Source organism: Pantoea sp. CCBC3-3-1 (assembly GCF_007981265.1).
In the GTDB taxonomy this organism is placed as follows: domain Bacteria; phylum Pseudomonadota; class Gammaproteobacteria; order Enterobacterales; family Enterobacteriaceae; genus Erwinia.
The window spans coordinates 4,723,206-4,736,766 of the sequence record NZ_CP034363.1; the positions used below are offsets into that span (position 1 = coordinate 4,723,206).

At 52.9% G+C, this 13,561-nt stretch carries 12 protein-coding genes; 7 read left to right on the forward strand and 5 right to left on the reverse strand.

Features of this window, described 5'->3' with window-relative positions; genetic code table 11:
• Positions 1-177 precede the first annotated feature (177 nt).
• The gene (locus EHV07_RS22125) at positions 178-1,005 is read left to right on the forward strand and encodes a dienelactone hydrolase family protein (RefSeq protein ID WP_147200246.1); all 828 of its coding nucleotides are present in this window, start codon (positions 178-180) and stop codon (positions 1,003-1,005) included.
• Between the two features lie 28 nt (positions 1,006-1,033).
• Here the strand turns inward: EHV07_RS22125 and metE are convergent, their stop codons facing one another.
• Positions 1,034-3,304, reverse strand: a complete 2,271-nt coding sequence (gene metE, locus EHV07_RS22130; RefSeq protein ID WP_147200247.1) for a 5-methyltetrahydropteroyltriglutamate--homocysteine S-methyltransferase — start codon at positions 3,302-3,304, stop codon at positions 1,034-1,036.
• A gap of 135 nt (positions 3,305-3,439) precedes the next feature.
• On the opposite strand from metE, the gene metR reads away from it, so the two are divergent.
• The 3 genes from metR to EHV07_RS22145 all read left to right on the forward strand — a co-directional run bounded on the left by metR (position 3,440) and on the right by EHV07_RS22145 (position 5,401).
• Positions 3,440-4,381, forward strand: a complete 942-nt coding sequence (metR, locus tag EHV07_RS22135) for an HTH-type transcriptional regulator MetR (protein WP_147200248.1) — start codon at positions 3,440-3,442, stop codon at positions 4,379-4,381.
• A 95-nt stretch (positions 4,382-4,476) separates the two neighbouring features.
• A complete protein-coding gene (locus tag EHV07_RS22140) occupies positions 4,477-4,956 on the forward strand; it encodes a DUF1456 family protein (protein WP_147200249.1) in 480 nt (159 codons plus the stop codon).
• 199 nt (positions 4,957-5,155) lie between these two features.
• Positions 5,156-5,401 carry a hypothetical protein gene (locus EHV07_RS22145; RefSeq protein WP_147200250.1) on the forward strand — a complete coding sequence of 82 codons (246 nt, stop codon included), beginning with the start codon at positions 5,156-5,158 and terminating at the stop codon, positions 5,399-5,401.
• Positions 5,402-5,455: 54 nt separating this feature from the next.
• Here the strand turns inward: EHV07_RS22145 and EHV07_RS22150 are convergent, their stop codons facing one another.
• Positions 5,456-6,310, reverse strand: a complete 855-nt coding sequence (locus tag EHV07_RS22150; RefSeq protein WP_147200251.1) for a carboxylate/amino acid/amine transporter — start codon at positions 6,308-6,310, stop codon at positions 5,456-5,458.
• Positions 6,311-6,594: 284 nt separating this feature from the next.
• Between EHV07_RS22150 and glpT the strand changes: the two genes are divergently transcribed.
• Positions 6,595-7,962: a glycerol-3-phosphate transporter gene (gene glpT, locus EHV07_RS22155; protein ID WP_147200252.1), complete on the forward strand. Its 1,368-nt coding sequence runs from the start codon at positions 6,595-6,597 to the stop codon at positions 7,960-7,962.
• Positions 7,959-9,005: a glycerophosphodiester phosphodiesterase gene (glpQ, locus tag EHV07_RS22160; RefSeq protein WP_147200253.1), complete on the forward strand. Its 1,047-nt coding sequence runs from the start codon at positions 7,959-7,961 to the stop codon at positions 9,003-9,005. The genes glpT and glpQ overlap by 4 nt, the downstream gene beginning before the upstream one ends.
• 41 nt (positions 9,006-9,046) lie before the next feature.
• Here the strand turns inward: glpQ and yigL are convergent, their stop codons facing one another.
• On the reverse strand, positions 9,047-9,847 hold the full coding sequence (gene yigL, locus EHV07_RS22165) for a sugar/pyridoxal phosphate phosphatase YigL (protein ID WP_147200254.1): 801 nt from the start codon (positions 9,845-9,847) through the stop codon (positions 9,047-9,049).
• Between the two features lie 65 nt (positions 9,848-9,912).
• Positions 9,913-10,905 (reverse strand): lysophospholipase L2, encoded by a 993-nt coding sequence (gene pldB / locus EHV07_RS22170; RefSeq protein WP_147200255.1) that lies wholly within the window; start codon positions 10,903-10,905, stop codon positions 9,913-9,915.
• 105 nt (positions 10,906-11,010) lie between these two features.
• Between pldB and rhtB the strand changes: the two genes are divergently transcribed.
• A complete protein-coding gene (rhtB, locus tag EHV07_RS22175) occupies positions 11,011-11,634 on the forward strand; it encodes a homoserine/homoserine lactone efflux protein (protein WP_147200256.1) in 624 nt (207 codons plus the stop codon).
• Positions 11,635-11,700: 66 nt separating this feature from the next.
• Here the strand turns inward: rhtB and recQ are convergent, their stop codons facing one another.
• Complete coding sequence (gene recQ / locus EHV07_RS22180; protein ID WP_147200257.1) at positions 11,701-13,524, reverse strand: ATP-dependent DNA helicase RecQ; 1,824 nt, start codon at positions 13,522-13,524, stop codon at positions 11,701-11,703.
• Positions 13,525-13,561: the final 37 nt, after the last annotated feature.

Here is a 13,561-nt window from a genome sequence, read left to right on the forward strand (position 1 = left end):
GTTACATTTTCTTAAAACGAATTAGTGACATACATCACATAAAAAGGCTTTTTTTGACTATTGTGCTTCAACCTGCCCTGTCAGAAAAGGCTGCCAATGGTAAAGATGAAGGGGGTAGCCAAAACGTAATCCTGGCTATAGTTAGCTGATTGCGCTAATGCATGCATGGAGAGGACAATGAAAACCGAAGAACATCCGACCCAAAAAACGCCTCACGACGGGTTTGCTCCCGCCGTATCGCCTGTCGCATCTACCACGCTTATCACCGACAGTGCCGATATTATTTCCGGAGAAACGTCTGTACCTACACAGGGCGAGAATATGCCCGCTTTCCACGCCAAACCTCGTCATGCCAGCGGCCCGTTGCCGGTCATTTTGGTGGTACAGGAGATTTTTGGCGTACATGAACATATCCGTGATATTTGCCGCCGTCTGGCAGTAGAAGGATATCTGGCCGTTGCGCCAGAACTCTATTTCCGCCAGGGCGATCCGACTGACTACCATGATATTCCCACGCTGTTCAGCGAGCTGGTGAGTAAAGTGCCCGATACTCAGGTGCTGGCCGATTTGGATCATGTGGCAAACTGGGCATCACGTCACGGCGGTGACATGCGTAACATGGGCATTACCGGCTTCTGCTGGGGCGGACGCATCACCTGGCTTTATGCTGCACATAATCCGCAACTGAAAGCGGGTGTTGCCTGGTATGGCAAGCTGCTAGGGGATAAAACCATGCAGCAGCAGAAACATCCGGTCGATATCGCCGTCGATCTCAATGCGCCCGTGCTGGGATTATATGGCGGACTGGATGACAGCATTCCTCAGGAAAGCGTGGAAACCATGCGTCAGGCTCTGCGAGCGGCTAATTCAAATTCCGAAATCGTGGTCTATCCCAATGCCGGGCATGCATTTAATGCTGACTATCGTCCCAGCTACCATGAAGAGTCCGCCAAAGATGGCTGGCAACGCATGCTGATGTGGTTCAGGCAGTACGGTGTGAAGTAAGGAAAAAGGGGCGCCAGGCGCCCCAAAATCAGGCTTCGGTTTTACGCAGGTTCTGCGCGGCTTTCACCATGTTTGCCAGCGCCTGACGCGTTTCCGTCCAGCCACGCGTTTTCAGGCCGCAATCCGGATTAACCCAAAGACGCTCACGAGGAATGCGCTGCGCGGCTTTCAGCAGAAGTTCCTCAATATATTCCACGCTCGGCACATTCGGGGAATGAATGTCATACACGCCTGGCCCCATTTCGTTTGGATATTCGAACGCTTTAAACGACTCCAGCAGTTCCATATCAGAACGCGAGGTTTCAATGGTGATCACGTCGGCATCCAGCGCAGCGATTGAATCCATAATGTCGTTAAATTCGCAGTAACACATGTGAGTGTGGATCTGGGTTTCGTCACGAGCGACGGCAGCATTCAGGCGGAAGGCTTCTACACCCCATTTCAGGTAAGCAGCCCAGTCGGACTGACGCAGCGGCAGGCCTTCACGCAGCGCCGGTTCATCAATCTGGATGATGCCAATACCGGCTTTTTCCAGATCTTCGACTTCGTCACGCAGCGCCAGCGCGATTTGCTTAGCGATGGTTTCACGAGAAACGTCTTCGCGTGGGAAGGACCAGCACAGAATCGTTACCGGACCGGTTAGCATGCCTTTTACCGGCTTGTCCGTCAGTGACTGGGCGTATTTAGCCCATTCAACGGTAATGGCTTCAGGACGGCTGACATCACCGATGATAACCGGCGGCTTCACGCAGCGTGAACCGTAGCTCTGTACCCAGCCGTTTTGAGTAAAGACAAAACCGTCCAGGTTTTCGCCGAAGTACTCCACCATGTCGTTACGCTCTGCTTCGCCATGAACCAGCACGTCCAGACCCAGACGCTCCTGCTCAACAATGGCCTGCTTGATATGTTGAGCAATGCCGGTCCGGTAATGGCTACCATCCAGACGCCCCTGTTTGAAGTCCAGACGCAGGCCGCGAATTTCAGTGGTTTGCGGGAACGAGCCGATAGTGGTGGTCGGCCATGCGGGCAGTTGGAAACGCTGACGCTGAACTTCAGCACGGACTTTATAGCTGCTGTCACGCTGGCTGTCTTGTGCGGTAATCGCAGCCAGACGTTTGCCGACGGCCGCGTTATGTACGCGGGTAGATGCGCGACGAGCACGGATTGGCGCACTCCAGGCTACAAGAGAGTGGGGATCGTTGTTGTTTAGCGCACGACTGAGCAGCGACAGCTCGGCACATTTTTGCAGGGCGAAGGCGAACCAGCTTTTAACTTCTTCATCCAGACGCGTTTCAGTGCTCAGATCAATCGGGCTATGTAGCAGCGAACAGGATGAACCAATCCACAGCTGTTGCCGCTTGCCGATCAGAGGTTGCAGGCGTTCGAACCAGCTGCTCAGATCGGCACGCCACACGTTACGGCCATTAATAACGCCCAGGGAGAGCAGCCAGTCAGCAGGAATGTTGCTGTTCAGTTCAGCGATATCATCTTTACCATGAACCAGATCGACGTGCAGTCCCTGCACCGGCAGCGCACGGATAGTGTCCAGGTGCGTTCCCGCGCTTTCGAAATAGGTGGTTAGCAGCAGTTTGGTTTGTCCTTGCAGGGCGTCATAAGCCGGTTTGAAGGCGTTCAGCCATTCCTGCGGTAATTCCAGCACCAGCGCGGGCTCGTCGATTTGCACCCACTCGATATCGCGTTTCGCCAGCTCGGCCAACACCTGCTGATACACCGGCAGGATATCTTTCAACAGGCTCAGCCGGTCAAACTGTTCGCCTTTCACTTTGCCCAGCCACAGATAAGTGACCGGGCCAAGCAGGACAGGTTTCACTTTGTGGCCCAGCGCCAGCGCTTCGTCCACTTCTTCCAAAATCTGCGTCCAGCTCAGCCTGAACTGTTGGCCTTTGGTGAATTCCGGCACCATGTAGTGATAATTGGTGTTAAACCATTTGGTCATTTCAGCCGCAGCGGCTGGCTCACCGGTTGGCGCGCGGCCACGACCCAGACGAAATAAAGTATCCAGATCGACAGAACCGTCTTTGTTTTGATGGCGAGCCGGAACGTTACCCAGCAGCAGGCTGGTGGTCAGTACGTGATCGTACCAGGCGAAATCGCCAACCGGCAGCAAATCCACACCGGCCTGTTTCTGTTGTTCCCAGTGACGGGCGCGCAGTTCGCGGCCTACAGCCAGCAGCTCTTCCTGAGTGCTGTTACCTGCCCAGTAACTTTCCTGCGCTTTTTTCAATTCGCGACGCAGGCCGACACGTGGGAAGCCGAGCGTATGGTTAAGAATGGTCATCAGTTCTTTCCTCAGTTACCGCCCAATGTCGCTGCAATCGGGCTTTTAGACGTCCAGATGTTTACACATCTATATTCCGCAGGTACTGTAGTCACCACAAGCGCAATTTGTTCATTGTCGATGTGAAGGACTCTCATGATCGAACTCAAACACCTGCGGACGCTGCAAGCGCTGCGTCATACCGGTTCGCTGGCCGCCGCCGCCGCACAGCTTCACCAGACGCAATCGGCGTTATCTCACCAGTTCAGCGATTTGGAACAGCGTCTGGGCTTTCGTTTATTCGTGCGTAAAAGCCAGCCTCTGCGTTTTACCCCACAGGGCGAAATTCTGTTGCAGCTTGCCGAACAGATTTTGCCGCAAATTCAACATGCGCTGCAGGCCTGCCACGAACCGCATCAGACCACGCTGCGCATTGCTATTGAGTGCCACAGCTGCATTCAGTGGCTGACGCCAGCGCTGAATAATTTTCGCCAGAGCTGGCCTCAGGTGGTCATGGATTTCAAGTCTGGTGTAACCTTCGATCCTCAGCCCGCTTTGCAGCAGGGAGAGCTGGATGTCGTGCTTACCTCAGATATTTTGCCGCGCAGCGGGCTGTTCTATTCGCCCATGTTCGATTTTGAAGTGCGGCTGGTGCTGGCTCCGGACCATCCGCTGGCAAACGTTGCCCATATTTCCCCGGAAGATTTGGCTGGCGAAGTATTGATGATTTATCCGGTGCAGCGGCAGAGGCTGGATATCTGGCGCCATTTCCTTCAGCCTGCTGGCGTCAGCCCGGCCCTGAAAAGCGTGGACAATACGCTGCTGCTGATCCAGATGGTTTCTGCCGGGATGGGCATTGCCGCACTGCCGCACTGGGTGGTGGAAAGTTTTGAACATCAGGGACTGGTGGTCACTAAAACGCTGGGAGAAGGACTGTGGAGCCGCCTGTATGCGGCGGTGCGCGATGGCGAGCAGCGTCAGCCCGTCATTGAGGCTTTCATTCGTTCTGCCCGTCAGCACGCCTGTGAACATTTGCCTTTGGTCAGAGACGCTTCTGCGCCTGGCACACCGCTGCCCGCTTCGCTAACCCAAATCTGACCCTACCGCCAGCGTTTTGCTGGCGGTATTCCTGTATCCGAAGTCATTTGTCTCTATAATGCGCCATAATTCCCGTATTTCCTGATGAGATTTTTATGACTAATAACGACGTTTTGCGCAGCGTGCGCTACATGCTGAACCTGAGCGATGCTCAAATGGTTTCCGTTCTGGCGCTGGCAGAAACTATCGTCAGCGAAGCAGAAATGCAGCGCTTTTTGAAGAAGGATGACGAAGCCGGTTTCCAGGCCTGCCCGGATGTTATTATGGGTTACTTCCTGAACGGCCTGATTTATCAACGTCGTGGTAAGAGTGAAGACGCACCTGCACCGTCCATCGAACGCAAAATGACCAACAATATCATCATGAAAAAATTGCGTGTGGCGTTCGATTTGAAAACTACCGATATTCTCGACATTCTGAAACTTGCCGACTTTGCGGTAGGCCAGTCGGAAATCGGTGCTATTTTCCGCAAGCCTGGTCATAAAAATTACCGCGAGTGCGGCGATCAAATTCTACGAAATTTCCTGAAAGGCCTGACGTTAAAAATTCGTCCGTCCGCTGCTAAACCAGCGTAATATAAAGGGCAGCTTTATGGCTGCCCTTTATTCATTGCGGGCCAGCGTAACAATTAACAGCATACTGACTTTCTAAATTATTCCCGATCATTCAAAATCCTTCCTTTTAATAGCATTGACATAATAAAACCACGACTTTACTCTCCTCCACGAAGTTACACTTCAACTTAATAAAAACTACCATGAAAAAGGAGATATCATGAGAGAGCTTAATTCTATTGAGATTGCTGAAGTCAGTGGCGCAGGGAAAATTCAGGACAACGTAACGGATTTTTTCGGAACGGCATTCACTCATTTATTTAACATTCTTACGCCGCTGGCGGGCCTGGGTTATACCGAAGAGCAAGCGACTACCGCCGGTAAAAACCTTGGTGAACGTATTGGCGGCGTGATTGAAACACAGCTTAATAAATTTATTACCGCACTCAGCTCATTAGTTAACTAAGTGTTCCAACCCTCAGGGCGCAATATGCTCCCTGAGGGAAAAGGCAATCTCTGTTTAACTCTTTTTTATTACCCAGTGGCGATGAACCCATAGCGAAGCAAATATCACCGCAGCACCAATAATAAAACTTGGCCAGTGTGGCTGCTGCTGCCAGATTGCCAGGTTAACCAACAGCCCCGCAGGCACGTGCATATTGTTCATAATCCCCAGCGTACCCGCATCGACCTGCGTTGCGCCGTAGTTCCACATGAAATAGCCCAGTCCTGAAGCCACTACGCCAAGCCAGATGAGAATGCCCCACTGGAAGGTGGTCGTCGGCAGCTTGTTCGGATTCCCCCACAAAAACCAGGCAACAATCGCCACGCTGACCGCGCCAACGTAGAACCATGAAAATGCCGTGTGTTGCGGCATCGGGCGCGTCTCCTGTAGACGTTTGTACCCCACCATGCCAAGCGCAAAACAGAGGTTAGCCAACTGAACCAGCAGCAAACCAAACCAGAAATGATCGCTGACTTTGTCGTAACGGATAATTGCCGCGCCCGCGACCGCCAGTAGCGCACTGAGGACATAGCCAGGGCGAATGCCACGACCACTGATCAGATCGTAAATCAGCGTGACATACAGAGGCGTCATCACGGTAAACAGTAGCAGTTCCGACACGCTCAGATACAGATAAGCCTGGAAGCTGATCAGGTACATGATGCCCAGCTGCAATGCACCTACGCCCATGTACAACAGTAACGTAGAAGGCCGGTAGCCACGCCAGCGCAGGAAAGGAAGGAACGCCACGGCGGCCAGCGCTAAGCGAATTAACACCGAAAACCAACTGTCTACCTGTCCCGCCAGGTATTCGCCTATCAGGCTGAAGGAAAAAGCCCACAAGATTGTGGTGACAATCAATAACGTCACGATAAGAACTCTGCATTGAAATGGGAACCTAGTGTAGCGAACAAAAGCGAATAGCAGGGAAATATCTGGTTTACATTCGTACAAAAATAAATCAGATGAAGCGAGCCAGCACGCATAACTCGCTTATATTCAATAAAAATTTAACCTTTGCGCGGATCTTCACACTTCCCTGGCCTTATTTTCTCTACGCTTTTCGCTTTCATAAATCATACGGCATGGAAGCTGCGTTTTATTTCCCGCCACAGCGTCAATTAATAATATATTCTGCGCCATTGGAGGCACGCATGTTAAGTATTTTCAAACCTGTCGCGCATAAAAAACCTGTCGATGCGCTATACATCGATCCTCTTTATCGTCGATTACGCTGGCAAATATTTCTGGGAATATTTTTTGGCTATGCAGCCTATTATCTGGTGCGTAAAAATTTTGCTCTTGCTATTCCCTCTCTGGTTGAACAAGGTTTTTCGCGAGGCGACCTGGGGTTTGCCCTGTCGGGCATTTCAATTGCCTACGGCTTTTCAAAATTCATTATGGGGTCAGTTTCCGATCGCTCCAATCCACGCGTGTTTCTTCCTGCCGGACTGATTCTTGCCGCGGCGGTCATGCTGTTTATGGGATTTGTACCCTGGGCGACCTCCAGCATTATGGTGATGTTCGTCCTGCTATTTCTTTGCGGCTGGTTTCAGGGCATGGGCTGGCCACCCTGCGGCCGGACAATGGTTCACTGGTGGTCACAGAAAGAGCGCGGTAGCGTCGTATCTGTCTGGAACTGCGCGCACAACGTGGGCGGTGGTATTCCTCCGCTGCTGTTTCTGTTGGGTATGTACTGGTTTAACGACTGGAAAGCATCCTTTTATATGCCCGCTTTTGGCGCAATTATCGTGGCCGTCTTCGCGTTTGTCATGATGCGAGATACGCCTCAATCCTGCGGTCTGCCGCCCATCGAAGAGTATAAAAACGATTATCCGCCGGACTATGATGAAAAACAGGAAGAAGAGCTGACCGCAAAACAGATTTTCATGCAGTACGTGCTGCCAAACAAGCTGTTGTGGTACATCGCGCTGGCTAACGTTTTTGTTTACCTGCTGCGTTATGGCATTCTCGACTGGTCTCCCACCTATCTGAAAGAGGTGAAGCACTTTACGCTCGATAAATCGTCCTGGGCCTATTTTCTGTACGAATATGCCGGTATCCCCGGTACGCTACTTTGCGGCTGGATGTCTGATAAGGTGTTTAACGGCAACCGTGGCGCAACCGGCGTGTTCTTTATGACGCTGGTCACCATCGCCACCGTTGTTTACTGGCTGAATCCCGTGGGCAACCCGCAGGTCGATATCATTTGCATGATCGCCATTGGCTTTCTGATTTATGGGCCTGTGATGTTGATCGGCTTACATGCGCTGGAGCTTGCGCCGAAAAAGGCAGCGGGAACGGCAGCAGGCTTCACCGGTTTATTTGGTTATCTCGGTGGCTCGGTTGCCGCCAGCGCCATTGTTGGGTATACCGTGGATTTTTTTGGCTGGAACGGCGGCTTTATCATTATGGTTGGTGGCTGCGTGCTGGCAATCCTTCTGCTAATGATGACCATGCTGAGTGAAAACAAGCATAAACAACAGCTTGAAAAACTTCATAGTGGAGAATCGCAACGATGAAAACGCTGCTGGCGCTTCTGATAATGGCCTGCTCACTGTCCGTGCTGGCAGTCACATCACCAAAAATCGTTATTGCCCATCGTGGCGCAAGCGGTTATTTACCCGAACATACGCTCCCCGCTAAAGCGATGGCTTATGCTCAGGGCGCCGATTACCTTGAGCAGGATTTGGTGATGACTAAGGATGATGAGCTGGTGGTTCTGCACGATCATTATCTCGATCGGGTGACGGATGTTGCCGAACGTTATCCCAACCGGGCCAGAAAAGATGGTCGCTTTTACGCGATCGATTTCACGCTGGCAGAGATAAAAGGCCTGAAATTTACCGAAGGTTTTACGCTGAAAGACGGTAAAAAAGAGCAGACTTTCCCGCAGCGCTTCCCCATGGGGAAATCTGATTTTCACGTGCACACGTTCAGCGAAGAGATCGAATTTATCCAGGGACTGAACCATTCGACCGGGAAAAACGTCGGTATTTATACGGAGATCAAAGCGCCGTGGTTTCACCGCCAGGAAGGAAAAGATATCTCGGCTAACGTGCTGGATGTGCTTAAACAGTACGGTTATACGAAAAAAAGCGACAACGTTTATCTGCAATGCTTTGACTACAACGAAGTGAAACGGATCAAAACGGAACTGGAACCGCAGCGTGGCATGGATGTGAAGCTGGTGCAGCTTATCACCACCAGCGATTCGAAAGAGACGCAGGAACAGCAAAACGGTAAGTGGGTAAATTACCGCTACGACTGGATGTTCAAACCCGGCGCGATGAAAACCATTGCACAGTATGCCGATGGCATCGGCCCGGATTATCATATGCTGATTGCCGAAGGCTCATTACGAGGTCATATCCAGCTGACCAATCTGGTGAATGAAGCGCATCAAAGCCATCTGCTTGTTCATCCGTATACCGTGCGGGCGGATCAGCTGCCAGACTGGGCAGGCAGTGTGGACGAACTCTATGACGTGCTCTACAACCAGGCGCAGGTCGACGGGTTATTTACTGATTTCCCCGACAAAGCCGTCCACTTTCTTCAACGCTAATGCGGACAGCTTTCCCCCTGCCTGAACAGGGGGAAAGCCGGTCAGACGTTGTACAATTTGCGCAGGTAATTTGGCACTGCGTTATCGGCATTGGTGCCAATCACTTCCAGCTCGGGCAGAAAATCTTTCAGCCGCTGGTGTGAGTTGCTCATGATGCAGCCTTTTCCCGCCATGTTCAGCATCTCTTTATCATTCATCCCGTCACCGAAGGCGATACACTCTTTCAGCGAATAGCCCAACGATTTCGCCACGGCATCCAGCGCATGGCCTTTTGATACGCCACCGGCCATCACTTCCAGACAGGTTGGCAGCGAGAAGCTGACGTTCACGCGATCGCCCCAGCGGGCAATCAACGCTTCTTCCAGCGGGATCAACAGATCCGGATTGCCGCAGGTGAAGAACACCTTGCTGATGCCATCTGTCGGTAACGAACCCGGCTCATAGATCTGATAGTTAAAATCTGACTCGCGGAAAAAATCCATCTCTTCCGGGCGATGACGGTTCAGAAACCACTCTTCATCACGGTAAATATTGGTGTAGATATCCGGGTTGCTGTGATGCATGGCGAACAGCTCCAGCGCGATATCCTCTTCCAGATTATGACTGAAAACCAATTCTCCGGCAGTGTTATGCACGCGGGCACCGTTTGAGGTGATCATAAAGGCGTCAATGCCAAGGCTGTCTCGCATCTGCGCCACATCGATATAGTGACGGCCAGTGGCAAAGATAAAATGAACGCCTTTACGCGTTAACAGCTGTAGCGTTTCGCGAGCGAAAGGCGATAAACGGTGATCGGGAGATAACAGGGTGCCATCAAGATCGGAAGCAACAATAGGGTACATAAAACCTCTGGTTAATGGTTGTCGGGAGCCTTTGCTTCCCGCTGATGAGCCACATCTGAGTAAAATTACGGATGCCGGGCAAAAAAAGTCACGATGGCATCCAGCGCTTCGGCGCGCATACTGTCTTTTTCAAACAAGATCTCATGACGCGCGCCAGCAATAACATACGGCTTGCCGCCTTCGCAGGGATGGCCTGCGGCGGACATCGCCTGACAAAACAGATCGTGGGCGCGGTTATCCACGACTTTGTCTGCGCCAGCCTGCAACAGCAGCAGCGGCGTGACGATCTCTTTTGCTTTAGACAGAATATCTTGACCGGCCAGAATACCTTCCCGCACCCAATGATAAGTTGGGCCGCCGACGCGTAAACCCGGATCGTCGGCGTAAAAACGCAAATTGCGCCGGTAGCGTTCACGACTGTGGGTCAACTGATTGATACCAAACGACCGGGGTTGCCATCGCCCGGTGCCAATCGCATACCCATCGCGCAGCGTTGGCCGTTTTTCCGCCCAATTAAGAATGCAGTTTGTCATCCACATTGGCATCGGCAGAAAGATACCGAACATGGGAGCAGCCAGCGCCACGGCGTCGAATGCTTTTGGCTGTCTTGCCAGCATCAGCGTCAGGATCGCCCCGCCCATCGAGTGGGCCAGCGCATAGCGATGACGATAGTGACGGCTGAGGATCTCTTTCAGATACAGCGTTTCTAAATCGTCGACATAATGCTCAAAAAGCTCAACGTGCCCACGGTGAGAGTCCTGCAACAGACGCTCCGAACGCCCCTGCCCGCGATGGTCGATGATGATGACGTCATAGCCACAGTGAAACAAATCGTAAGCGAGTTCAGGGTATTTCACATAGCTTTCTATCCGTCCTGGACAAAGCAAAATAACCCGATCGTGTTGCGCAGAGATGAAGCGGACATAGCGGATAGTCACGTTTTCAACGCCAGCAAATTCACCTTCTTCCCGACGTTGCCAGAAATCCAGCAGCGGGCCTGTAGCGAAAGCGGCAAACGCTTTTTCACGCGTTAGCCAGCTGGCGGCAAGGTTGTTCATCGGCCTCCCCTTTTCTGTCATCTGTTACGCCCCGATCGTACCGTAGCCTGAGCCTTAACAATGGCGTATTGTGTCATACTTCTGCGCTATCAGGGAGTATTACCCATGACCATCGAATGGTGGCTGGCCTATTTGTTGACGACCAGTATATTGAGTCTTTCACCCGGTTCCGGTGCGATTAACACCATGAGTACCGGCATCAGTCACGGCTATCGCGGCGCGGTGGCATCCATTGCAGGCCTGCAAGTCGGGCTGGCATCGCATATTGTACTGGTTGGCATCGGTCTTGGCGCACTGTTCTCACAGTCCGTGTTGGCGTTCGAAGTCTTGAAATGGGCAGGTGCGGCGTATCTGGTGTGGCTGGGTATTCAGCAATGGCGGTCGGCGGGCGCTATCGATCTGCAAGCCGTCGCGAAAGCGATGCCGCGCCGTAAGCTGTTCAAACGTGCCGTACTGGTCAATCTGACCAACCCAAAAAGCATTGTCTTTCTGGCGGCGCTGTTCCCGCAGTTTATTATTCCGCATCAGCCGCAGGCGATGCAGTACCTGGTGCTGGGCGTAACAACGGTGGTAGTAGATATCATCGTAATGATTGGTTACGCCACGCTGGCAAAGCACATCGCCGCCTGGATCAAAGGGCCAAAACAGATGAAGCTGCTCAATCGCCTCTTTGGCGGGATGTTTATGGCAGTTGGTGCGTTGCTGGCCTGCGCCAGGCGGATTGCCTGAGAGAACAAAACGCGCTGAACGCGCCTTCAGATAACCTCAGGCGCCGCCTGAGGTTTAGTCACAGAATTACTCTTCGCCGTCGACGTGCTCTCTGATCATCACCATAAATGGCTTACCGAAACGCTCCAGCTTGCGCTGGCCAATGCCGTTTACGCTTAGCATTTCTGAAGCGGTCAAGGGCATCTGCTCCGCCATTTCAATCAATGTCGCATCGTTAAACACGACATACGGCGGAATATTTTCTTCGTCGGCAATCGCCTTACGCAATTTACGCAGCTTGGCGAACAGCTTGCGGTCGTAGTTGCCGCCAAACGCCTTCTGAGTACTGCTTTTCGGCTTGCTCACGATACGCGGTACGGCCAGCATTAGCGGTGCTTCACCGCGCAAAACAGGCCTGGCCGCCTCGGTCAGCTGTAGCGCCGAATGCATGGCAATATTTTGCGTCACCAGCCCAAGATGGATCAGCTGGCGCAAAACGCTAATCCAGTGCTCATGGCTCTGATCGCGGCCGATACCGTAGACCGGTAATTTGTCGTGCTGCATATCACGAATACGCTGATTGTTGGCGCCACGCAGCACTTCGACAATATAACCCATGCCAAAGCGTTGACCGACGCGATAAATACCCGACAGGGCTTTCTGCGCCTCGACCAAACCGTCATAGCGGCGCGGCGGATCGAGACAAATATCACAGTTATCGCACGGCTGCTGTCGACCTTCACCAAAGTAGTTCAGCAGCACCAGGCGGCGGCAGGTTTGCGCTTCCGCAAAGGCACCCATCGCGTTCAGCTTGTGGCGTTCAATATCCTGCAACGGACCCGGCGCTTTCTCTTCAAGGCAGCGACGCAGCCAGGCCATATCAGCCGGATCGTAAAGCATCAGCGCTTCGGCGGGGAGTCCGTCACGACCGGCGCGGCCGGTTTCCTGATAGTAGGATTCGATGTTACGCGGGATATCGAAATGCACCACAAAGCGCACGTTCGGTTTATTGATACCCATGCCGAATGCCACGGTAGCGACCACAATTTGCAGATCGTCACGCTGGAACGCTTCCTGCACGTGAGCACGATGAGCATTGTCCATGCCCGCATGATAAGCGCCCACGCTCAAGCCACGGCTTTGCAGGCGGGCAGCGGTGTCTTCCACTTTTGCCCGGCTGTTGCAGTAGATGATGCCGCATTTACCGCGCTGATCCTGCACGTAGCGAATCAGCTGGTCGGTAGGTTTGAATTTTTCGACCAGCGTGTAGCGGATATTTGGGCGATCGAAACTGCTGACCTGAATCAGCGGATCGTCAAGCTGGAGCAAGCGCGCAATATCGTTACGCGTGGTTTCATCAGCGGTCGCGGTCAGGGCCATGACCGGCACATCGGGAAGGCGCTGTCGCAGCTGGCCGAGCGCACCATATTCAGGTCGGAAATCGTGGCCCCACTGCGAAATACAATGTGCTTCATCGACCGCCAGCATTGCCGGATGCCAGTGCAGCAGGTTGTCGAGGAAGTTGTCCATCATCAGGCGTTCTGGCGCGATGTACAGCAACCGCACGCGGCCGGTACGACAGCCCGCCATCACGTCCTGCTGCTCTTCACGGGTCTGCGTGGAGTTCAGACAGGCGGCAGCCACGCCGTTCGCCAGCAGCTGATCGACCTGATCTTTCATCAGTGAAATCAGCGGCGACACTACCAGCGTCAGCCCTTCGCGCACCAGCGCCGGAATTTGATAGCAAAGCGATTTGCCGCCGCCGGTCGGCATCACAACCAGACAGTCACGCCCTTTCAGCGAGGCCTGAATAATAGTTTGCTGTCCCGGACGAAATTGCTGGTAGCCAAAGGTTTCTTGTAAAACCTGTTCCGCCAGCGCTTCCTGATCGATCACTGCAGCCGTAGACACGTATTCCCCAAATCTGATGGCGGGCAGCCCCGATCGG

Bases quoted from the DNA above. Each gene is read 5' to 3' on its own strand.
- EHV07_RS22140 (WP_147200249.1), top strand. From the start codon at position 4,477: ATGACTAATAACGACGTTTTGCGCAGCGTGCGCTACATGCTGAACCTG.
- metE (WP_147200247.1), bottom strand. From the start codon at position 3,304: ATGACCATTCTTAACCATACGCTCGGCTTCCCACGTGTCGGCCTGCGT.
- yigL (WP_147200254.1), bottom strand. From the start codon at position 9,847: ATGTACCCTATTGTTGCTTCCGATCTTGATGGCACCCTGTTATCTCCC.
- glpT (WP_147200252.1), top strand. From the start codon at position 6,595: ATGTTAAGTATTTTCAAACCTGTCGCGCATAAAAAACCTGTCGATGCG.
- EHV07_RS22145 (WP_147200250.1), top strand. From the start codon at position 5,156: ATGAGAGAGCTTAATTCTATTGAGATTGCTGAAGTCAGTGGCGCAGGG.
- EHV07_RS22125 (WP_147200246.1), top strand. From the start codon at position 178: ATGAAAACCGAAGAACATCCGACCCAAAAAACGCCTCACGACGGGTTT.
- pldB (WP_147200255.1), bottom strand. From the start codon at position 10,905: ATGAACAACCTTGCCGCCAGCTGGCTAACGCGTGAAAAAGCGTTTGCC.
- rhtB (WP_147200256.1), top strand. From the start codon at position 11,011: ATGACCATCGAATGGTGGCTGGCCTATTTGTTGACGACCAGTATATTG.
- metR (WP_147200248.1), top strand. From the start codon at position 3,440: ATGATCGAACTCAAACACCTGCGGACGCTGCAAGCGCTGCGTCATACC.
- glpQ (WP_147200253.1), top strand. From the start codon at position 7,959: ATGAAAACGCTGCTGGCGCTTCTGATAATGGCCTGCTCACTGTCCGTG.